Origin of the sequence: Curtobacterium sp. PhB78 (assembly GCF_003751685.1) — a bacterium.
In the GTDB taxonomy this organism is placed as follows: Bacteria; Actinomycetota; Actinomycetes; order Actinomycetales; family Microbacteriaceae; genus Curtobacterium.
On record NZ_RKIA01000001.1, the window covers coordinates 617959 to 639200 of the forward strand.

The 21242-nt window shown below is 71.0% G+C and carries 18 protein-coding genes, 1 tRNA gene and 1 pseudogene; 12 read left to right on the top strand and 8 right to left on the bottom strand.

Translation table 11 applies throughout. The annotated features are described in order from the left end of the window. Positions 1-8: 8 nt before the first annotated feature. The 8 genes from EDF53_RS19195 to EDF53_RS03105 all read left to right on the top strand — a co-directional run bounded on the left by EDF53_RS19195 (position 9) and on the right by EDF53_RS03105 (position 7421). Positions 9-458: a hypothetical protein gene (locus tag EDF53_RS19195; protein WP_185020917.1), complete on the top strand. Its 450-nt coding sequence runs from the start codon at positions 9-11 to the stop codon at positions 456-458. After that, positions 434-3241: a type I DNA topoisomerase gene (gene topA, locus EDF53_RS03075; protein WP_123292156.1), complete on the top strand. Its 2808-nt coding sequence runs from the start codon at positions 434-436 to the stop codon at positions 3239-3241. The genes EDF53_RS19195 and topA overlap by 25 nt, the downstream gene beginning before the upstream one ends. Next, entirely contained in the window at positions 3238-3873 is a 636-nt protein-coding gene (gene tmk / locus EDF53_RS03080; protein WP_123292157.1) for a dTMP kinase, read from the top strand. Before topA ends, tmk begins: the two co-directional genes overlap by 4 nt. A 61-nt stretch (positions 3874-3934) precedes the next feature. Continuing rightward, entirely contained in the window at positions 3935-5077 is a 1143-nt protein-coding gene (locus EDF53_RS03085; protein ID WP_123292158.1) for a DNA polymerase III subunit delta', read from the top strand. A 48-nt stretch (positions 5078-5125) separates the two neighbouring features. Then, entirely contained in the window at positions 5126-5761 is a 636-nt protein-coding gene (locus EDF53_RS03090) for a TetR/AcrR family transcriptional regulator (RefSeq protein WP_123292159.1), read from the top strand. Between the two features lie 46 nt (positions 5762-5807). Then, positions 5808-5880, top strand: a tRNA-Thr gene (locus EDF53_RS03095). A 195-nt stretch (positions 5881-6075) separates the two neighbouring features. Beyond that, the gene (locus EDF53_RS03100) at positions 6076-6879 is read left to right on the top strand and encodes a glycoside hydrolase family 16 protein (protein ID WP_123292160.1); all 804 of its coding nucleotides are present in this window, start codon (positions 6076-6078) and stop codon (positions 6877-6879) included. A 101-nt stretch (positions 6880-6980) separates the two neighbouring features. Next, the gene (locus EDF53_RS03105) at positions 6981-7421 is read left to right on the top strand and encodes a BLUF domain-containing protein (protein WP_123938665.1); all 441 of its coding nucleotides are present in this window, start codon (positions 6981-6983) and stop codon (positions 7419-7421) included. Positions 7422-7424: 3 nt separating this feature from the next. Here the strand turns inward: EDF53_RS03105 and EDF53_RS03110 are convergent, their stop codons facing one another. Continuing rightward, positions 7425-9104, bottom strand: coding sequence for an HAD family acid phosphatase (locus EDF53_RS03110; RefSeq protein WP_123292162.1), 1680 nt, complete (start codon positions 9102-9104; stop codon positions 7425-7427). Positions 9105-9233: 129 nt separating this feature from the next. Here EDF53_RS03110 and EDF53_RS03115 point away from each other — a divergent pair, with 129 nt between their 5' ends. The 4 genes from EDF53_RS03115 (at position 9234) to EDF53_RS03130 (ending at position 13981) form a co-directional block, all read left to right on the top strand. Continuing rightward, positions 9234-10229, top strand: coding sequence for a Gfo/Idh/MocA family protein (locus EDF53_RS03115; protein ID WP_123292163.1), 996 nt, complete (start codon positions 9234-9236; stop codon positions 10227-10229). A gap of 73 nt (positions 10230-10302) precedes the next feature. Further along, positions 10303-11811 carry a D-alanyl-D-alanine carboxypeptidase/D-alanyl-D-alanine-endopeptidase gene (dacB, locus tag EDF53_RS03120; RefSeq protein WP_260215201.1) on the top strand — a complete coding sequence of 503 codons (1509 nt, stop codon included), beginning with the start codon at positions 10303-10305 and terminating at the stop codon, positions 11809-11811. Between the two features lie 23 nt (positions 11812-11834). Next, positions 11835-12455 (top strand): isochorismatase family protein, encoded by a 621-nt coding sequence (locus tag EDF53_RS03125; RefSeq protein WP_123292164.1) that lies wholly within the window; start codon positions 11835-11837, stop codon positions 12453-12455. A gap of 56 nt (positions 12456-12511) precedes the next feature. Beyond that, a complete protein-coding gene (locus EDF53_RS03130) occupies positions 12512-13981 on the top strand; it encodes an NAD-dependent succinate-semialdehyde dehydrogenase (protein WP_123292346.1) in 1470 nt (489 codons plus the stop codon). 19 nt (positions 13982-14000) lie between these two features. Here the strand turns inward: EDF53_RS03130 and EDF53_RS03135 are convergent, their stop codons facing one another. The 7 genes and pseudogenes from EDF53_RS03135 to trpS all read right to left on the bottom strand — a co-directional run bounded on the left by EDF53_RS03135 (position 14001) and on the right by trpS (position 21227). After that, entirely contained in the window at positions 14001-15854 is a 1854-nt protein-coding gene (locus tag EDF53_RS03135; RefSeq protein WP_123292165.1) for an ABC transporter ATP-binding protein, read from the bottom strand. 7 nt (positions 15855-15861) lie between these two features. Further along, positions 15862-16077 carry a helix-turn-helix domain-containing protein gene (locus EDF53_RS03140; RefSeq protein WP_123292166.1) on the bottom strand — a complete coding sequence of 72 codons (216 nt, stop codon included), beginning with the start codon at positions 16075-16077 and terminating at the stop codon, positions 15862-15864. A gap of 143 nt (positions 16078-16220) precedes the next feature. Further along, positions 16221-17600 (bottom strand): MFS transporter, encoded by a 1380-nt coding sequence (locus EDF53_RS03145; protein WP_123292167.1) that lies wholly within the window; start codon positions 17598-17600, stop codon positions 16221-16223. 188 nt (positions 17601-17788) lie between these two features. Beyond that, positions 17789-18442 (bottom strand): annotated as a pseudogene (gene ribA, locus EDF53_RS03150) (GTP cyclohydrolase II); the annotation flags it as partial. 29 nt (positions 18443-18471) lie between these two features. Continuing rightward, a complete protein-coding gene (ribD, locus tag EDF53_RS03155) occupies positions 18472-19536 on the bottom strand; it encodes a bifunctional diaminohydroxyphosphoribosylaminopyrimidine deaminase/5-amino-6-(5-phosphoribosylamino)uracil reductase RibD (protein WP_260215203.1) in 1065 nt (354 codons plus the stop codon). A gap of 120 nt (positions 19537-19656) precedes the next feature. Then, positions 19657-20214: a GNAT family N-acetyltransferase gene (locus EDF53_RS03160; RefSeq protein WP_185020918.1), complete on the bottom strand. Its 558-nt coding sequence runs from the start codon at positions 20212-20214 to the stop codon at positions 19657-19659. A gap of 2 nt (positions 20215-20216) precedes the next feature. Further along, a complete protein-coding gene (gene trpS / locus EDF53_RS03165) occupies positions 20217-21227 on the bottom strand; it encodes a tryptophan--tRNA ligase (RefSeq protein WP_111084195.1) in 1011 nt (336 codons plus the stop codon). Positions 21228-21242 lie beyond the last annotated feature (15 nt).

Here is a 21242-nt window from a genome sequence, read left to right on the forward strand (position 1 = left end):
GCGGTTCGGTGACCGTGCTCGTCGCCGCCGTCCTCGGCGTCGGGGTGCTCGTCGCGTCGTCAGCGCTCGCCGCCGCCGGACACCGCACGCAGGCGGTCCGTGCCGGGGACGCCGCCGACGCCGCCGCGACCTCGGCCGCTGCGACGTCCATCGGACTCCTGACGGGGTCGCCGTGCGACGTCGCCGAGCGGGTCGCACGGGCGAACGGCTCGGCCCTCGTGGCCTGCGACCTCGCCGCCGCGACGGCCCGGGTGCGGGTGGTCGTCGGCTCCGGACCGTTCGCCGTCGGCGCATCCGCGGTCGCCGGTCCGGCGGACGACCACCCCGACCACGGTGTGTATGGTGTGCCTGTCGGCCACCGGTCACCGATGTCCCGGGCGACCCGGACACGTTCGTGTCCAGGGCCGACCAGCACCACGGATCAAGGAGACACGTGCCAGGCACGAAGAAGCTCGTGATCGTCGAGAGCCCCGCGAAGGCGAAGACGATCGCGCAATACCTCGGTGACGGATACGAAGTCCAGGCCTCGGTCGGACACATCCGCGACCTCGTCGAGCCCAAGAACCTGCCGGCCGAGCTCAAGAAGGGCTCCCTCGGCAAGTTCTCGGTGGACGTCGACAACGGCTTCGAGCCGTACTACGTCGTGTCCGACGCCAAGAAGAAGACGGTCGCCGAGCTCAAGCGTGCGCTCAAGGATGCCGACGAGCTCTACCTCGCAACAGATGAAGACCGCGAGGGTGAAGCGATCGCCTGGCACCTGCTCCAGGTCCTCAAGCCGAAGGTCCCCGTCAAGCGGATGGTCTTCCACGAGATCACGAAGGAGGCGATCCAGCGTGCGCAGGAGGCCACCCGTGAGCTCGACACCGCCCTCGTCGACGCGCAGGAGACCCGCCGCATCCTCGACCGCCTCTACGGGTACGAGGTCTCGCCGGTCCTGTGGCGCAAGGTCGCTCCCGGCCTCTCCGCCGGTCGTGTGCAGTCCGCCGCGACCCGGCTCGTGGTCGACCGCGAACGCGAGCGTCTCGCGTTCGTCTCGGCCAACTACTGGGACCTCTCCGCTCGGTTCGAGAAGACGGGGGAGTCCTCCTTCTCGGCGCGACTCGCCCGGATCCAGGGCACCCGCGTCGCCTCGGGGCGCGACTTCGACGACCGCGGTGCGCTCAGCGGCGACGTCGTGCGTCTCGACGAGGCCGCAGCCGCCTCGCTGACCACCGTGCTCGAGCGCGCCGGGGACGCCACCGTCCGCAGCGTCGACTCGAAGCCGTACACCCGCCGTCCGGCGGCCCCGTTCACCACGTCGACCCTGCAGCAGGAGGCAGCGCGCAAGCTGCGCCTGTCGCCGCGGCAGACGGCGCGTGCGGCGCAGACGCTGTACGAGAACGGGTACATCACCTACATCCGTACCGACTCGGTCTCGCTCTCGAAGCAGGCGATCGACGCGGCCCGCAAGCAGGCGGCCGACCTGTACGGTGCCGCGACCGTGCCGGACAAGCCCCGTCTGTACGCGAGCAAGAGCAAGAACGCGCAAGAGGCGCACGAGGCGATCCGTCCCTCGGGCGACTCCTTCCGCACTCCGCAGGAGCTCCACGGCACGCTCACCGGTGTCGAGTGGCGGCTCTACGACCTCATCTGGAAGCGCACCGTCGCCTCCCAGATGGCGGACGCCAAGGGCTCGACCGCATCGATCGTGCTCGGTATCTCGTCGGCCGAGTCGGTCGAGGGCATCACGTCGACCGCGAACGGTACGGACGCCGAGTTCACCGCGTCCGGCACCGTCATCACCTTCCGCGGGTTCCTCAGCGCCTACGAAGAAGGCCGCGACGAAGACCGCCACGAGTCGAGCGAGCGTGCCGGTCAGGACGTCGCACTGCCCGACGTCAAGCAGGGCGAGCACCTCGAGGTGCACGACGTGCTGGCGAAGGGGCACGACACCACGCCCCCGCCGCGCTTCACCGAGGCCAGCCTCATCAAGACGCTGGAAGAGCTCGGGATCGGGCGTCCGTCGACCTACCCGACGATCAGCCCGACGATCATCGACCGCGGCTACGTGTCACTGCGCGGCACCCAGCTCGTGCCGAACTGGATCGCGTTCAGCGTGGTCCGGCTGCTCGAGGAGTACTTCGGCGAACTGGTGGAGTACGACTTCACCGCCGAGATGGAAGAGGACCTCGACCGGATCGCCCGCGGCGACGCCGACCGGGTCGACTGGCTCAAGGGCTTCTACTTCGGTGGCGGCGACGACGACCAGCGCGGCCTGCGGACCGTCATCGACAACCTCGGCGAGATCGACGCGCGTGAGATCAACTCGGTCGAGCTCGCACCGGGCCTCACCCTGCGGATCGGTCGTTACGGCCCCTACATCGAGGTGCCGAGCGACGACCCGGAGAAGCCGCGTCGCGTCAACGTCCCCGAGGACCTGGCACCCGACGAGCTGACCGTCGAGAAGGCCAAGGAACTCGTCGACGCCCCCGTGATCGGCGACCGCGTCGTGGGCATCAACCCGGACACGGGCAAGGAGGTCCTGGCGAAGGACGGCCGCTTCGGCCCCTACGTCACGGAGCGCACCCCGGAGCCCGAGCCCACCGTCGACCCGAAGACCGGCGAGGTCGTCGACGCCGCGGCCGCCGCCCCGGAGCCCGCAGCAGCCGAGGCCCCTGCCGAGACGACGACCGGCAAGAAGGCCCCGGCGAAGAAGGCCCCGGCGAAGAAGGCGACGAAGAAGGCCGCGGCGCCCAAGGAACGGACCGCCTCGCTCTTCAAGTCGATGGACCCGGCGACCGTCGACCTCGAGACCGCGCTGAAGCTCCTCGACCTGCCCCGCGTCGTCGGACAGGACCCGGAGACCGGCAACGACATCACCGCGCAGAACGGTCGCTACGGTCCGTACCTGAAGAAGGGGACGGACACCCGGACGCTCCCGGGCGAGGACGCGATCTTCGACATCGACCTCCCCGGTGCGCTCGAGATCTTCTCGCAGCCGAAGTACGGCGGCAACCGTGCCGCGAGCTCCGCGCTGAAGGAGTTCGAGGCGGACCCCGTGTCCGGCAAGCCGATCAAGATGAAGGACGGCCGCTTCGGCCCCTACGTCACCGACGGCGAGACGAACGCGACGATCCCGAAGGGCGAGGACGTCGAGGCCGTCGACCACGCCCGTGCGGTCCAGCTCATCGCGGACAAGCGCGCCAAGGGCCCGGTCAAGAAGAAGACGCCGGCCCGACGGGCGCCGGCGAAGAAGAAGTGACCGGACGGTTCATCACGCTCGAGGGCGGCGACGGCGCGGGCAAGACGACCCAGGCCGAGCTGCTCTCGGCGTGGCTCGTCGAGCACGGCCGCACCGTCCTGCGCACCCGCGAGCCCGGCGGCACCGACCTGGGCCTCCGGATCCGCGAGATCGTGCTGCACGAGCGCGGGCACGTGTCGCCCCGCGCCGAAGCGCTGTTGTACGCGGCCGACCGCGCGCACCACGTCGAGACGGTCGTGCGTCCCGCGATCGCCCGCGACGAGGTCGTGCTGCAGGACCGGTACATCGACTCGTCGGTCGCCTACCAGGGCGTCGCGCGCGGCCTCGGCGCCGAACACATCCGCTCGGTGTCGGAGTGGGCGGCGGACGGCCTGGCGCCGGACCTGACGATCGTGCTCGACCTCGACGTGACGGTCGGACGCGCCCGGGTCGCCGCGGCCCGTGGCGACACGTTCGACCGCCTGGAGTCCGAGGCCGAGGCGTTCCACGAGTCGGTGCGGCAGGCCTTCCTGGACATGGCGGCAGCCGAGCCAGACCGCTTCCTGGTGGTCGACGCCGGCGGATCCACCGAGGACGTGCAGCGTGCCATCCGTGCCGCGGTCGCCCCGCTCGTCGCGATCGACCCGGCATGACCGTGGTCGCCTGCAAGGTGGTGGTCGCCCGCATGACGGTGGTCGCTGACAGGATGGTCCCGTGAGCGTGTGGGACGGCCTGACCGGTCAGGAAGAAGCAGTCGCCTCCCTCCGGAACGCCGCGGAGTCGACCGACGGCACCGGCGGCATGACGCACTCGTGGTTGATCACGGGGCCGCCCGGGTCCGGCCGGTCGAACGTGGCGACGGCGTTCGCCGCGGCCCTCGTGGGCAACGGTCCCGACGACGACCACACCCTGCAGCAGATCACCGCGAAGACCCACCCCGACGTGTCGGTGCTCACGACGCAGCGCGTGATCATCACGATCGACGAGATCCGGCAGCTCGTGACCTCGTCGTACTACTCGCCCTCGGTCGGTCGGTACCGCATCGTCATCATCGAGGACGCCGACCGCATGACGGAACGCACCTCGAACCTGCTGCTCAAGGCGCTCGAAGAACCTCCGGAGCGCACCGTCTGGATCCTCTGCGCCCCGAGTGAAGCCGACCTGCTGCCCACCATCCGCTCGCGCGTGCGCTCCGTACGCCTCCGGGTCCCCGGCATCGAGTCCGTCGCCGACCTGCTGGTCGCCCGCACCGGCATCGACCGCGCCCTCGCGATGGACGCAGCACGGCAGGCGCAGAGCCACATCGGCATGGCGCAGCGCCTGGCGACGAGCGAGGACGCCCGCGATCGTCGCCGCCGCACCCTGACGACCGTGCTCGGCGTCCGGAGCGTCGGCGACGCCGTGATGGCCGCCGCCGACCTGCTCGCCGTCGCCGACGAAGACGCCAAGGCCATCACGCAGCAGCGCGACTCCGAAGAACGCGACGCCGCACTGCGATCGCTCGGCATCGAACCCGGCGGGACGATCCCGCCGGCCCTCCGCTCGCAGCTCCGGCTGCTCGAGGACGACCAGAAGCGCCGTGCGACCCGCAGCCTGCGCGACGGTCTCGACCGCATCCTGGTCGACGTGTCCTCGCTGTACCGCGACCTGCTCCTGCTCGGTCTCGGCGCCCCGGCGGAACCCGTCAACCTGGCGATGCGCGACCACCTCGACCAGGCCCTGCAGTCGGTCACGCCGGCCGCGGCGCTCGAGGTGCTCGACGCGATCGCCCTCGCCCGGCAGCGGATCGCCGCGAACGTGGCGGCGTTGCTCGCGCTCGAGGCGCTGCTCGTCACGATCGCCCGCGTCCGCCACTGACCGTGACGGACTCTCCCCGCGACGAGTGGGGCATGGGACAATCACGGCATGCCCGACGCTGAACCCGGCCTGCGCGAACGGAAACGCCGCGCCACCCGCCGCGCCATCCAGGCGGCCGCGCTCCGCATCGCGATCGAGGACGGCCTCGGTGCGGTCACCGTGGACGAGATCTCGCGTCGGGCCGACGTCTCACCGCGCACGTTCTTCAACTACTTCCCGAGCAAGGAACAGGCGATCCTCGGGGACGACCCGGAGCTGCCCGATGACGCCGCGCTGCAGGAGTTCGTCGACGGGGGACCGGACGGCGACCTGCTGTCGGACCTCGGCGCACTGCTCGTCCACTCGACGCAGGAGCTCATCGAGGAACGCGGACTCATCGAGGAGCGGCAGCAGGTGCTCCGGGCGAACCCCGAACTCTTCAGCCGTCGCATGGAGTCGATGAAGGAGTTCCAGGCCGAGATCCAGGCGGCGGTCGCCCGGCGGCTCGAACGCGACGACCCCGAACTCGCCGCGGACCCCGATGCGCTCCGTCGTCGGGCGCGCCTGGCGTCGATCGTGGCGCTCGGTGCGCTCCGGCACGCGTGGTGGGAGTGGTCCGGGTCCGAGGCCGGTTCGCACCTGGTCGACGAGCTCCGCAGGTCCTTCGCCGAGCTCGGCGTGCTCGTTTCGCGTTCACTCGTCTGAGCCTGTATAGTCATTGATCGTGCCGCTCCGGGTTCGGAGCGAGCGCGCCGCCTTAGCTCAGTCGGTAGAGCGATTCACTCGTAATGAATAGGTCGTCGGTTCGATTCCGACAGGCGGCTCGGAACACATCCCCGGTCACGGATCTGCAACAGGTCCTGACCGGGGATTTCTGCGTCTGCGGGAAACCGCACCCCTTGGCTCCGGACCAGACAGCGGCGCAGGACGCGGGTTAGCCTCGTCAGGACGCGGGGATCCCCGCGACCGACCACCTGCACCGCCCCGTACCCCCTCGGCGGACGACCGACGGAGGTACCGTGTTCAAGCGTGCGACGACCGTCGTCCTGGTGGCTGCTGCGGCTGCTGCGCTGGCCATCACGGCCGCCGCGGTGCCGGAGTCGCGGGCGACGTCATCGGCGGCCCCGGCCGGCGGATCGAGCAGCAGCGCGACCCCGACCCCGCACCCGACCACGGTGGCCACCGATCCGACCATCGGGCGCACGCCGACCTTCTCGGTGGACTTCGACACGCCGGCTGCGGCGAACGGCCCGTTCGCGGCGACGTACGCGCAGTCGTGGCAGCCGTACCCGGACGCTACCGGCGGCAAGTACTGGTCGAGCAAGATGGTCAGCGCGCACGACGGGTACATGGACATCGCCCTCGACGGCGAGCACGGTTCGGCCGGCACGTTCGGCACGCCCGAGGACGCCTGGTCGCACGTCGGCGGGTCGTTCAGCGTCCGCGCCCGTGCCACCGGCGGCGACAAGAACGGCGCAGCGATCATGCTCTGGCCGACGTCGAACGACTGGGCGGACGGCGAACTCAACTACCCCGAGGGCAACTTCGACGGCTCGCCGCGGGTGTTCCACCACTCGATGCTGCCCGGGGACGAGAAGGCGTCGGACAACTACAACACCCGGGTGTCCTGGCGGGACTGGCACACCTACACGACGGAGTGGATCCCCGGGCGGGCGATCCACTACTACCTCGACGGCAAGCTCGTCTTCACGGTCGCGCGGAACGTCCCGACGACCCCGCACCGCTACATGGTGCAGGTCGGCGACTGGGGCAAGGCCGGCAACCTGCAGATCGACTGGGTCCGCACCTACGACGCGCAGTGACGACGGGCCGCGCCGGCCCGCTCCCCGTTCTGGGGCTTCGCCGGACCTCCGTCGTGCGGGACGATCGAACCGAAGCCGTGTTCTCCGTTCGGAAGGTCGTCATGCTCCTGTCACTCGTCTACATGAGCGCCGCCGACGAACCCTTCGACCAGCCCCGCCTCGACGCGCTCCTCGAACACGCCAGGGCCCGGAACGCCGCATCGGGCCTGTCCGGCCTGCTCGTGTACAAGGACGGCCGCTTCATGCAGCTGCTCGAGGGGCCCGAGGCCGCGGTCCTCGAGACCTACCAGCGCATCACCGAGGACCCCCGGCACACCGACGTCGGGCTGCTCGTCGAGGAGCGGATCCACACGCCGCGGTTCGGCGAGTGGACGATGGCGTTCGACCGCGACCACGAGACCGCGCTCCCCGACGGCTTCGACACGTTCCTGTCCGACGGCGACCGGAGTGCGGACACCAGCAAGGCGCGAGCGTTGCTGCGCTGGTTCCGCACCCACCCGATGGCCGCGCCCGACGCCGCACTCGGCAAGCACCGGCGCTGAGGTTCAGGGCAGGTAGTACGTCGGGTTCGGCAGCTTGACGCTGCGGTCCGCCGAGCCCCCGAGCAGGTCGCTGTACTGGTCGCCGAAGTTCGCGACCACGTCGTAGCGTCCGCCCGATCGTGACTCGATGTGCGCCCGGGTCTGCGACTTGTACTCGATGGTGGTGCACTTCGCCGTGGCGCAGGTGATGTACGACGGCTGCTGCGACGCCCCGACTCCGGTCCACTTCGTGTAGTACGTCTCGGTGCCGCGCTTCGTCGCCGAGAACTGCGGGGAGCCGACGCGCTGCAGGTTGTCGATGGTGGCGGTCTCCTGATCGGCGTTCCGGCCGGTCAGCCCGATGACCGTGCAGCCGGAACGCTGTGCGATCGACACGAGCGAGGTCATCGACGGGGTCGCGGGGAACCGTTCGTCCTGCACCCACTCGTCCTGCAGTGCAGGGTCGAACACGAAGTGCATGTCCGCGACCTCCATGTCGTAGGTCCAGAGCGTGGTGTCGTCGGCGTCGAGCACGATCGCGGGGTTGCGGTGCAGCTTGCGGCCGACGGCGCACTGGGCGGCGACGACGGGGGCCTGCCGCCGGACGAGGGACCGCATCTCGCGGATGTACGGGGAGTCGGTGCGGTTCGCCAGGCCCGTGCCGGGGTCGCCGTAGTAGGTGGCGATGGTCTTCTTGACGGAGTCGATGTTCGGGATGCCCTCACCGGACTGGGTCGCACCGGACGTGCCGTCGGCAGCCATCGTGAACTGTGTGCGGGGCGCGAGCCGGGGCTCGGAGACGCCGGGCAGATCAGCCGAGGGGAGGTAGTAGGTGGGGTTCGGCAGCTTGAGGGACCGGTCGGCGTACCCGCCCTGCAGGTCGCTCCACTGGTCGCCGATGTTCAGCGTGATGTCGTAGCCGAGGTCCTGCTCGATGTGCTTGCGGGTCAGGGCCTTGTACTCGACGGTCGTGCAGCTCGCGGCGGCGCAGGTCACGTACGACGGCTGCTGCGAGGCGCCCTTGCCGGTCCACTTCGTGAAGAAGCGGTCCTCGGTGAAGGCGGTGTAGCCGACCTTCGACAGGTTCTGCACGGTCGCGGTCTTCTGGTCGTCGTTCCGGCCGGTCAGTCCGAACACGGTGAAGCCCATCGCGGCGGCGCGGTTGACGAAGCCGACCATGGACGGGGTGGCGGCGAAGCGCTCGTCCTGCACCCACTCGTCCTGCCGTGCGGGGTCGAAGACGAAGTGCATGTCCGCGACCTCCATGTCGTACGTCCACAGGGTGGTGTCGTCGGCGTCGAGGACGATCGCGGGCTTCTCGCCGTGCCGGACGGCGCGGTCGTGGATGCGCTGCAGCGACGCTCCCTGGCGGGCGACGATCGATCGCATCTCGCGGATGTAGGGGGAGTCGGTCCGGTTCGCCAGGCCCGTGCCGGGGTCGCCGTAGTAGGTGGCGATGGTCTTCTTGACGGAGTCGATGTTCGGGATGCCCTCGCCGCCCTGGGTCGCACCGGACGTGCCATCGGCAGCCATCGTGAAGTGCGTCCGCGGGGTCAGGCCGGCGTCGGCGGAGTGCCCCGGCGAGTGTCCCGGTCCGTGTCCTGGGTCGCCCCACCCGTGTGCGCTGGCCGGACCGCCGACGAGGGTGGACGTGAGGACGATCGCCGCACTGGTGGCGACGACGGAGAGGACGGAACGGCGCATGGAGGACCTGCACACCTTCGACTCGGGGAGGAGTGACCCCCGGATGGGGGATCTCGCAGCACGTTAGCTGGCAATCACCAGTGGAGTCCATACCAAAGTGCTGCGGCCAGTCCTGGTAGACATGGCCGCATGACGGTTCGCTGGGGAGTCATCGGCACGGGCGGCATCGCCCGGTCCTTCGTGGGCGACTGCGTCGCCGCGGGCATCGAGTTCACGGCGGTCGGCAGCCGCACCCGCGACGGTGCCGAGGCGTTCGCGGCGGAGTTCGGCATCCCACGGGCGCACGGCTCCTACGAGGACCTCGTCACCGACGACACGGTCGACGCCGTGTACGTCGCGACCCCGCACGTCCGGCACGCCGAGGACGCCCTGCTCGCGATCCGCGCCGGCAAGCACGTCCTCGTCGAGAAGGCCTTCACGATGACGGCGGCCGAGGCGCGGACCGTGGTCAATGCTGCCCGTCGAGCGGGCGTCGCGGTGACCGAGGCGATGTGGACCCGGTTCCTGCCGCAGATGGCGATGATCCGCGAGGTCCTGGCCGAGGGGCGCATCGGCCGGCCGGTGCTCGTCGAGGCGACGCACCACCAGGCCCTGCCCACCGACCCGTCGCACCGGCTGCGCGATCCCGCCCTCGGCGGTGGAGCCCTGCTGGACCTGGGCGTGTACCCGGTGTCCTTCGCCGTCGACGTGCTGGGGGTGCCCACCTCGCTCGTCGCGGCCGGCACGCTGAGCGAGCAGGGTGTCGACACGCAGATGGGCATCGTCCTGACGCACGACGGCGGTGCACAGTCGGTGATCCACTTCGGGATGGACGTGCGCAGCCCGAACACGGCCTCGGTGATCGGCGAGTCGGGGCGCATCGACGTCGACTCGACCTGGTACACCCCGACGACGTGGCGGATCCGGGACCGCGACGGCGTCGTGGTCGAGGAGTTCGACGCGCGCGAGGAGCTCGCCGGCTACGGCCACGAGGCGCGCGCGTTCGAGGCGATGGTCACGTCCGGCGTGCACGAGGGCGGTCCGATGGACGCCGAACAGTCGGTCGCGATCATGGCCGTCATGGACGAGGCCCGCCGCCAGGTCGGCGTGCACTACCCCGCGGACGACGCCTCCACAGCGCCCTGATCCGGGTCGCGTCGTCCACATCGGGACGATCCGGCCTGGAGGCTCCTGCCGCAGTTCCGTAGGATCGGTCGCGATGTCCGAGCAGCAGCCCACCCCGCCTTCCGTACCGGAGCGTGTCCGCGCCGCCGTCGCAGCCGCGCGCGCCTCCGCCGTGCGCCGCCCGGTGCCCTGGATCGCCGGTGGGCTCGCGGCCCTGCTCGTGATCGGTTCGGGCGGGGCCGTCGCGGTCGCCGCGGCGATGACACCGGACACGGGCACGACGGCCGCGCCGGCGACCACGTCGCGCGCGACCTCGACGCCGAGCCGGTCGACCGCCACCACGAAGCGACCGACGAGCACGCCGACACCCACCCCGGACGCCCGCGCCGTGCCGAAGGACCCGGCCGGCCCCTCTGCCCTGCGCACCTGTTCGATCGCCGGCGCGGCGTCGGCGAGTGGTCTCGGCGCGTTCGAGGGGTACGTCATGGACGCGAAGACCGGCGAGGTCCTGTTCTCGAAGGACGGCGACAAGGCCGCCCAGACCGGCAGCGTCATGAAGACCCTGACGACGGCGACGGCGCTCGCGGTGCTCGGCGGCGACCACCGCATCCCGACCACGGTCACGCAGGAGTCCGGCGGGACCATCGCGCTGGTCGGGCACGGCGACGCCACCCTGTCCGCCGGCAACGGCACGGTCTACCCGGGGGCCCCGACGCTCGCGCAGCTCGCCCAGCAGGTCAAGGCGAAGGTCGGCGACACCCCCGTCACCACGATCGTCACCGACGACACGTACTGGAGCGACGCCGACGCGTGGGACCCCACGTGGCCGGTGTCCGAGCGCACCATCGGGTACCAGCCGAAGGTGACGGCGCTCATGGTCGACGGTGACCGGGCGAACCCGGCCGCGGCGACCTCGCCCCGGTCCGAGGACCCGGTCGGCCGTGCGGGCGCCGCGTTCCGGACGGCACTGGCGAACGCCGGGGTCGCCGGGGCGGGGTCGGCACAGATCGTCAAGCGCGCCACGACCAGCACGAACACCATCGCGACGGTGTCGTCCCAGCCGGTGTCGACACTGATCGGGCAGATGATCCCGAACTCGGACAACACCCTCGCCGAGATGCTCGCCCGGGTGTCGTCGAAGGAGTCCGGCTCGAACGGGTCGGCGGCGTCGCTGACCTCGGTGTACCAGTCGGCGCTCGGCTCCTACGGCGTCGACCCGGCCGGCATCGTCATCAAGGACGGCTCGGGCGAGAGCGCCGCCAACGCAGTGTCGCCGAACTTCGTCGCCCACCTCATGGTGCAGGTCGCCGCCGGTGCGAAGGGCCTCGGTACCCTCGCGAACGCCCTGCCCGTGTCGGGCCAGTCCGGCACCCTCGCCAGCCGCTTCACCGGCGCGAACGCCGTCGCCCGCGGCAAGGTGCACGCGAAGACCGGGTGGATCGACAGTGCGAACACGCTCGGCGGGTACATCGACGCCGCGGACGGATCACGTTTGACCTTCGCGTTCTACGCCATCGGGTCGTCGCGCGCGGCCGCGCTGCCGGCGCTCGACGCCGTGACCGCGGCGGCCTACTCGTGCGGGAGCAAGCTCACCGACTCCTGAGTCACCGGGTGTTGGATGGGCCCATGGCACGGGCTCTCCTCATCGTCGACGTCCAGAACGACTTCACCGAGGGCGGTGCGCTCGGGGTCACCGGGGGTGCGGCCCTCGCGGAGCGGATCAGCGCGTTCCTCGGCCGGCACGCCGAGGAGTACGACCTGATCGTCGGCTCCCGCGACTGGCACCACGGCGACGACGACAACGGCGGACACTTCGCCGGACCGGAGGGCCCCGACTTCGTCGACACCTGGCCCGTGCACTGCGTGGCCGGCACACCGGGCGCCGAGTACCACCCGGAGCTGGACACCGAGCCGATCGACGTCGACGTCTTCAAGGGCCAGGGCACGCCGGACTACTCGGCGTTCCAGGCACGGACCGAGACGGGCGTGCCGTTGCCGGAGATCCTGACCGAGCACCGGGTCCACTCCGTCGACATCGTCGGCATCGCCACCGACCACTGCGTCCGGGCCTCGGCCCTCGACGCGCGCGCCGCCGGCATCGACGTCGCCGTCTACGAGGACCTGGTGGCCGGAGTCGACGGCGACCGCAGTGACCGCGCGCTCGACGAGATCCGAGCGGCCGGCGGGCACGTCGACCGCAGTGACATGGACGAGGGGCTCGCGAACCCCGGAGGAGCACAGCTGTGACCGAGACCAACACCGACACGAGCACCGACACCACGACCGGCGACCTCGTCACGACCGTGGGCGACGACCACGTCACCGTGCAGGGCGTGCCGACCGGCCTGTTCATCGGCGGGTCCTGGCGCCCGTCGGCGAGCGGCGCGACGTTCGCCGTCCGCGACCCCTCGACCGGCGATGTGCTGGCCGAGGTCGCCGACGCCACCCCCGAGGACGGCATCGCCGCGCTCGACGCCGCGGTCGCCGCACAGCAGGAGTGGGCGGCCACCGCACCGCGCCAGCGCTCCGACGTGCTGCGCCGCGCGTTCGACCTGGTGCGCGCGCACGAGGACGACCTTGCCGCCCTGATGACGCTCGAGATGGGCAAGCCCCTGGCCGAGGCCCGCGGCGAGGTGGTCTACGGCGGCGAGTTCCTCCGCTGGTTCTCGGAGGAGGCCGTCCGCATCGGCGGCGACTACCGCACCAACCCCGAGGGCACCGGACGCGCGATCGTCCTGAAGCGTCCGGTCGGCCCGGTGTACGCGATCACCCCGTGGAACTTCCCCCTCGCCATGGCGACCCGGAAGATCGGCCCTGCACTGGCGGCCGGCTGCACGGTCGTCGTGAAGCCGGCGGAGCTCACGCCGCTGACCACGCTGTTCCTGGTCGAGCTGTTCCGCCGTGCCGGGCTGCCGGACGGCGTGCTCAACGTGGTGCCGTCCCTCGACGCCAAGGGCCTGTCCGAGCCGATCATCGCCGACCGCCGCCTCCGCAAGCTCACCTTCACCGGATCGACGCCGGTCGGGTCCGCGCTCCTCAAGCAGGCGGCGGACAACGTGCTCAGGACGAGCATGGAGCTCGGCGGCAACGCCCCGCTGTTGGTCTTCGACGACGCCGACCTCGACGCCGCCGTCACCGCTGCGATGCTCGCGAAGTTCCGGAACGTCGGCGAGGCCTGCACTGCCGCCAACCGGTTCTTCGTGCAGGACGGCATCGCCGACGCGTTCGTGGCCGCCCTCACCGCGAAGGTCGACGCGCTCCGCATCGGCCGGGGTACCGAGGTCGGCACGACGATGGGTCCGCTCATCGACGATCGTGCGGTGGACAAGGCCGCCGGACTCGTCGACGACGCGGTCACCCGCGGCGCACGGCTCGTCACCGGCGGACACCGCGTCGAGCGGCCCGGCACCTACTACGCGCCCACGGTGCTCGACGACGTCCAGCCGGGATCGGAGATCCTGACGACCGAAATCTTCGGACCGGTCGTGTCGATCACCCGCTTCGCGACCGAGGACGAGGGCATCCGGCTCGCCAACGACACCGAGTTCGGGCTCATCGCCTACGCGTTCACGACGGACTTCCCGCGCGGGCAGCGGCTCGCCGAACGCCTGGAGACCGGGATGCTCGGGCTGAACACCGGCGTCGTGTCGAACGCAGCGTTCCCGTTCGGCGGGGTGAAGTCGTCCGGGCTCGGCCGCGAGGGCTCGCACGAGGGCATCGAGGAGTACCTCGAGACCGTGTACGTGCTCACCCCGGACCCGTTCGCCGCCTGAACGGGCCCGGCGGCGGGGCTCAGACCAGCAGCTGGTGCTTCGCCAGGTCGCGGTAGAGCGGCGTCGACTCGACGAGCTCGGAGTGCGTGCCGGCGCCGACGACCCGGCCGTGCTCGAGCACGACGATGACGTCGGAGTCGACCACGGTGGACAGCCGGTGCGCGATGACGAGCAGGGTGCGGTCCTCGGCGACGGCGTCGATCGCCAGTCGCATCTTCTGCTCGTTCACGCCGTCGAGCGACGACGTCGACTCGTCGAGCAGCAGGATCGGGGGAGCGGCGAGCAGGGCGCGGGCGATGGCCAGCCGTTGACGCTCTCCGCCCGAGAGCATCACGCCGTCCTCGCCGACCTGGGCGTCGAGCCCACGCGGGTCGCGGTGCAGCACCTCGCCGAGGTTGACCGCCTCGAGCACGCGGACGCAGTCGTCCTCGGTCGCGTCCGGCGAACCGAGCAGCAGGTTCGCGCGGATGGTGCCGGCGAGAACCGGGGCGTCCTGCTCGACGTAGCCGATCTGGGCGCGGAGCTCGTGGCGGTCCATGCCCCGGACGTCGATGCCACCGAGCCGGATGACGCCCTCGGTCGGGTCGTAGAACCGCTCGATCAGGGCGAGGGTCGTCGACTTGCCAGCACCCGACGGGCCCACGAGTGCGACCCGCGAGCCGCGCGGAACGCGGAACGACACGTCGTGGAGCACCACGTCGTCGGCCGGACGCTCGTCGGCGAGGCGATCCGGGCCTCCCGGTCGGTCCACCGCGCCGGACGCGACGGCGCCGTCCGGACCGGACGCATCCGCTGTAGCCGCGTACCGGAACGTGACGTGCTCGAACGTGATGGCGTCGTCGGAGGCGACGGCGGCGGCGGGGCGCGCAGCGGCGTCGTCCTGCGCCTCAGTCGGCAGGTGCAGGATCTCCTCGATCCGGCCGAGCGCACCGAGCGCCTGGGCGACCGCGACGGCAGCGCCCATCGCCTGGCCGAGCGGCATGATCATCATGAAGAGCAGCAGGATGAACGTAATGAGCGTGGCGATGGTGATGGTGCCCGCGGCGACCTGGGCCCCGCCGACGCCGAGCACGGCGATGAACGCCACCTGCATGACGATGCTCGCGACCGGGACGACGAACGCGGACATCTTCGCGATGTCGAGGCCGCGCTGGTAGGCCTCGGTCGCGTGTCCGTCGACCTCGTGCACCTCGCGCTCGGTGGCACCCGCCGCGCGGATGGTGCGGACGGCGCCGATGCCGCGCTCGACCGCCGCGGTCAGGTCGCCGACCTTCTCCTGCGCACGCTTCGACGCGATCCGGATGCGCCGACTCAGTCCGCCGACGACCACGATCGCGACCAGGACGATGACGACCACGATCACGAGCAGCAGCGGGTCGATGATCGCCATCGCGATGATCGCGCCGATGAACGTGAGGGCGCCGCCGATCGACTCGATCAGGCCCTGGGTCAGGACGGCGCGCAGGAGCGTGGTGTCGCTGCCGACGCGGGACACCAGGTCGCCGGTGCGGCGGGTGTCGAACTCCGAGATCGGCAGGTTGAGGATGCGGGCGATGAGCTTGCGGCGCGTCGAGAGCACGACGCCCTCGCCCGCACGCTGGAGCAGGAAGTGCTGCACACCGTTCAGGATGCCGGCGACCAGGACGAGCCCGACGAGCAGCCAGACGAGCGTGCTGAGCGTGTTGCCCTGCTGCACCGCCGTGACGACCTGGTTGACGAGCAGCGGCTGCGCGAGCGACGCCCCAGCGCCGAGGATGCTCAGCACGATGATGACGACCATCGCCGGCTTGTTCTCGAACAGGTAGGACAACAGGCGGCCGAAGGTGGCGCGGGGGCCGTCGGTCTTCTTGGGGCGCGCGAAGGGGAGACTCATCGTGTTCCTAGTTTCTGCCGTACTTCTTGTGCACTGCCTGTCGGCTGACACCGAGCAGGGTCGCGATCTCCTGCCACGACGCCCCGGCGTTGCGGGCGGCACGGGCAGCGAGCTCTTCGGTCCGGTCGAGTTCACGGCGGAGCTCGCGCACGTTGGCGAGGGCGGAGAACGGGTCGTCCCCGGAGGCTCCGGCCGCGAGGCTCGTGATGGTCGGTCGGTCCATGGCTGTCAACCTACATTGACGCGCCGACATCTGTCAACCTGAGTTGACGGACAGGGTCGCGCCGTCCGGTGGACGCGACGACGGACGGACGGGAGGCCCGGTGCCAGCTGGCACCGGGCCTCCCGTCCGTCCGTGGTGACGCCTCAGGCGTCCGCGAACTCCTTGCTCTTCGTCTCACGGACGAAGAGCAGCGCGACGAGCGTCACGACGGCGGCGATCGTCAGGTACAGCCCGACCAGGAAGATGTTGCCGTCGGCCTGCCACAGCGCCAGGGCGATCGTCGGCGCGAGCGAGGCACCGAGGATCGACGCGACGTTGTACGCGATCGCCGAACCGGTGTACCGGACGTTCGTCGGGAACAGCTCCGGCAGCAGCGCACCCATCGGCCCGAAGGTCAGCCCCATCAGGGACAGTCCGACGATCAGGAACGTCACCACCGTGATCGGGCCCTGCGACGCGGCGAACCAGAACTGGAACGTCAGACCGAACAGCGCGATGCCGATCGTGGTCGGGATGAGGGTCTTCCGGCGCCCGAACTTGTCGGCCAGGATGCCGGCGATCGGGGTGAAGATGCCGAAGAACACGACGCCGATCATGAGCAGCGTCAGGAACTCACCGCGGCTGTAGCCGAGGCCGACCTTCGGGACGAGCGGACCGGCCTCGGCACCGGTGGTGCCGTACGACAGCGTGAACGTGGTCATGAAGTAGAAGAGGACGTACGTCGCGACCATGCCGAACGTGCCGACGATGAGCGCCTTCCACGAGGTGCGGAACACCCGGCCCAGCGGGATCTTCGCGACCGTGCCGGACTCCTGCACACCGCGGAACACCGGCGACTCGACGAGCTTGAAGCGCACGTAGAGCCCGACGATGACCAGGACCGAGGAGAGCAGGAACGGGATGCGCCAGCCCCACGCCTGGAAGTCGGCGTTCGGGGTGCCGTCGGCACCGGCGGGCATCGCGGCGTTGATCGCGATGAACAGGCCGTTCGCGAGCAGGAAGCCGATCGGTGCGCCGAGCTGCGGCATCGAACCGAAGACGCCGCGCTTGCCCTTGGGGGCGTTCTCGGTGGCGAGCAGTGCCGCACCGGACCACTCGCCGCCGAGGCCGACGCCCTGGGCGAAGCGCATCACGGCGAGCAGGACCGGCGCCCACACGCCGATGGTGCTGAACGTCGGCAGGCAGCCGATCAGGAACGTCGCGGTGCCCATGACGAGCAGCGACGCGACGAGGGTCGTCTTGCGGCCCACCCGGTCACCGAAGTGCCCGAAGATGATCGACCCGATCGGCCGCGCGAAGAAGGCGAGGGCGAACGTCACGAACGACGACAGCTGCGATGCCGTGGGGTCCTCGTTCGGGAAGAACAGCGTCGGGAAGACGAGGACCGCGGCCGTCGCGTAGACGTAGAAGTCGTAGAACTCGATCGAGGTGCCGACGAGGCTGGCGATGACGACGCGCGAGCGCGGGTTGCCTGCTGGTGCCGGAGCTGAGGTCGGGGTTGCGGGTGCCGGTGCGGCGGTCATGGGTGTCGTGTGGTCTTCCGTGGTGCGCGCTCCTGGCAGGGAGCACGGATACCCGAAACGGCGGACACCGATCGGTTCGCGCAGGGTGGCGCGGGCACCGATCGGGTGCGTTCGGTTGGTGGGGGACCGCTTGTGACGGAAGACAACATCGTACGACAGATGTCGCCCACCTGCGAATCAGCCCAGAGTCAGCTGGCGGCTCCTGCGCCGGCGCCCGCCCCGGCGCTGGCGCCGGCCTCGAGGTGCGCGGGCAGCTGGTGCCCCATCCGGTCGCGCTTGGTGTCGAGGTAGCCGGCGTTCTGCGCCGAGACACCGACGACCAGCGGCACGAGCGACTCGACGGTGATGCCGTGCTCCTCCAGCTGGCGACGCTTCTCGGGGTTGTTCGAGAGCAGTCGCACGCGGGTGATGCCGAGTTCGGCGAGGATGCCCGCGGCGCCCCCGTACGCACGGGAGTCGGCCGGCAGCCCGAGCGCCAGGTTGGCGTCGAGCGTGTCGAGGCCGTCTTCCTGCAGTCGGTAGGCCTTGAGCTTGTTGATGAGCCCGATGCCGCGGCCTTCCTGCCCGCGCAGGTAGACCACCACGCCGCCCTCGGCAGCGATGGTGTCGAGGGCGGCGTCGAGCTGGGGCCCGCACTCGCACTTCAGCGAGCCGAACGCCTCGCCGGTCAGGCACTCGGAGTGCACGCGGACCAGGGCGCCGTCGGACGGGGCGGACCCGTCGGGCAGCGCGCCGATGATCGCGACGTGCTCCGCGCCGGTCACGAGGTCGCGGTAGGCGCGCATCTGGAACGTGCCGTGGGTGGTGGGGACGTTCGTCGACACCTCGAACTGGACGGGGCTGCCCGGGGTGGAGGAGGTCAGCGCGTCGGTCATGGGGTGCTCCGGTCGTTCGTGGGCCCGTCGTCTCCGAACCCGGGTGCTGCGTCGTGCTGCTGCGCTGTCGCGCTGCGTTGCGGTCGGGCTCGGACCAGCAGGTCAGGGCCCAGGCTGGTGGTCGATAGTACGTCCAACCGCCGACGCCCGGACATGCTTCCCACCCCGAGGTCGTCGAGGGCGACCCGGGGTCCGCCGAGCAGGATCGGGGCGACGTACACGAGGTACTCGTCGACGAGCCCGGCGGCGATGAGCGCGGACGCGACGGTGGGGCCGCCCTCGACGAACACGGAGTGCACGCCGTGCCCACGCAGGGCGGCGAGCGACGCGGCGAGGTCGTGCCCCGGCAGCGTCACGAGCCCGCGGGGGTGTCGCCGGACCGCGGCGTCGTCGGGGACGGCGCGGTCACCGAGCACGACTGCGAGCGGCTGGTCGGCGAGGAGTTCGCCCGCGTCACCCCGAGCGGTCAGGCTCGGGTCGTCGGCGAGGACGGTGCCGGTGCCGACCAGGATCGCGTCGTGCGCGGCACGCTGCTCGTGGACGTGCTGTCGGGCTGCGGCGCCGGTGATCCACTTGCTCGTTCCGTCGGCAGCCGCGGCGCGGCCGTCCAGGCTCGAGGCCCACTTCACGGTCACCCACGGGCGTCCGAGGCGGACCGACAGGAGCCACCGTTCGAGGAACGCCTCGGCCTCGTCGGCGAGCACACCGGACACGACGTCGACCCCGGCGGCGCGGAGTCGGTCGGCACCGCCGTGCACGTCCGCGCCCGGATCGTCGATCGCGTACACGACACGGGCGACCCCGGCCTCGATCAGGGCGACGGCGCAGGGGCCGGTGCGGCCGGTGTGGTTGCAGGGCTCGAGGGTGACGACGGCCGTCGCGCCGCGCAGCTGAGTCGGATCGACCTTCGCCATCGCGTCGACCTCGGCGTGCGGGGTTCCGGCACCCTTGTGCCACCCCTCGGCGAGGACGTCGCCGGCGGGGGAAAGGATCACCGCGCCGACCCGAGCGTGGTCGCCCACGACGGGCCCGAGGGCCGCGAGTTCGAGCCCGCGGCGCATCGCCCGGACCTCGGTGGGTCGTGCCGTGTCGCTCACGGATCGAGCCTACCGGCGGTGGATCGGTGACGCGTCATCGTCGGGAACGGGGCGTCATGCGGGACCGGGTCACGGGGCGCTGCGTCACGGAGCGTCGGGCCACGGGAGGTCCGATGCGGGCGCGCCGTCGGCCCGGCGCAGGGCGGTCCAGGCGGTCGTCGGTCCGCCGTCGCGTCCGGGGATCCGGGCGGGCCCGACGCCAGTGAACGAGAACCCGGCGCTGCGGGCGACCGCGGCCGACGCCGTGTTGCCCTCGTAGCACTCCCAGTAGACGTCCGGAGCACCATCCTCGAACGCCCAGTCCACGACGAGCTCCACCGCATCGTGCATCAACCCGGCACCGCGGGCCGAGGGCGCCAGCCAGAAGCCGAGGTCGCGGCCGGCGGTGCGGTAGCCGATGATCCCCTCGAGCCAGGAGGCCCCACTGCGACGGATCGCCCAGGTGTACTCGCGGTCCGACGCCCAGCCGGGGCCGACCAGGGCGTCGACGAAGGTCCGTGCGTCCTGTTCGCGGTACGGCGTGGGGATCGTCGTCCAGCGGACGATGTCCGGGTCTTGACAGGCGTCGGTGATCGCCGCGGTGTCCGCCCGGGTCGGGACGTCGAGTCGGACCCGAGCGGACTCCAGCGTGACCGGCAGCACGGTCAGCCGCGCGAGCGCGGGACGAACCCGATCCGGTCGTACACGCGCGCCAGGGTCTCCTGCGCGATGGACTCGGCACGGTCCGCGCCGACGGCGAGCAGCCGGTCGAGCTCCGCCGGGTCGTCGAGCAGCTCGAGCGTGCGGGTGCGCACCGGCTCGAGCTCGGCGACGACGGCGTCGGCGACCGCGCCCTTGAGGTCCCCGTAGCCCTTGCCCGCGAACGATGCCTCGAGCTCGGCGACGGGGGTCCGGCTGAAGGCGGACAGGATCGCGAGCAGGTTCGTCACGCCCGGCTTCGCCTGCCGGTCGGAGCGGATCTCGCGCTCGTCGTCGGTGACGGCCGACTTGATCTTCTTCGCGGTGCGCTTCGGGTCGTCGAGCAGCCGGATCAGGCCGCTGTCGGACGCCGCCGACTTGCTCATCTTGCTCGTCGGGTCCTGCAGGTCGTAGATGCGCGCCGTCTCGGTGCCGATCCGGGCCTCGGGCACGACGAACGTGTCGCCGAAGCGCGAGTTGAAGCGTCCGGCGAGGTCGCGGGTGAGCTCGACGTGCTGGCGCTGGTCGTCGCCGACCGGGACGACCTTGGTGTCGTACAGCAGGATGTCGGCGGCCATCAGGACCGGGTACGTGAAGAGCCCGACCGACGCGGCCTCGGACCCCTGCCGCGCCGACTTGTCCTTGAACTGGGTCATCCTGCTCGCCTCACCGAACCCGGTGAGGGTGTTGAGCACCCAGGCGAGCTCGGCGTGGGCCGGCACGTGCGACTGCACGAACAGCGTCGACTTCGTCGGGTCGATGCCCGATGCGATGTACTGCGCGGCCGTCGCCCGGGTGCTCGCGCGGAGCTCGGCCGGGTCCTGCGGCGAGGTGATCGCGTGCATGTCGACGACGCAGTAGATGGCGTCGAAGTCGTCCTGCAGGTCGCGCCACTGCATGAGCGCCCCGACGTAGTTGCCGAGGTGCAGCGAGCCGGCGGACGGCTGGATGCCCGAGAAGATGCGGGTCTTGGTCATGGTGGTGTTCCTGTG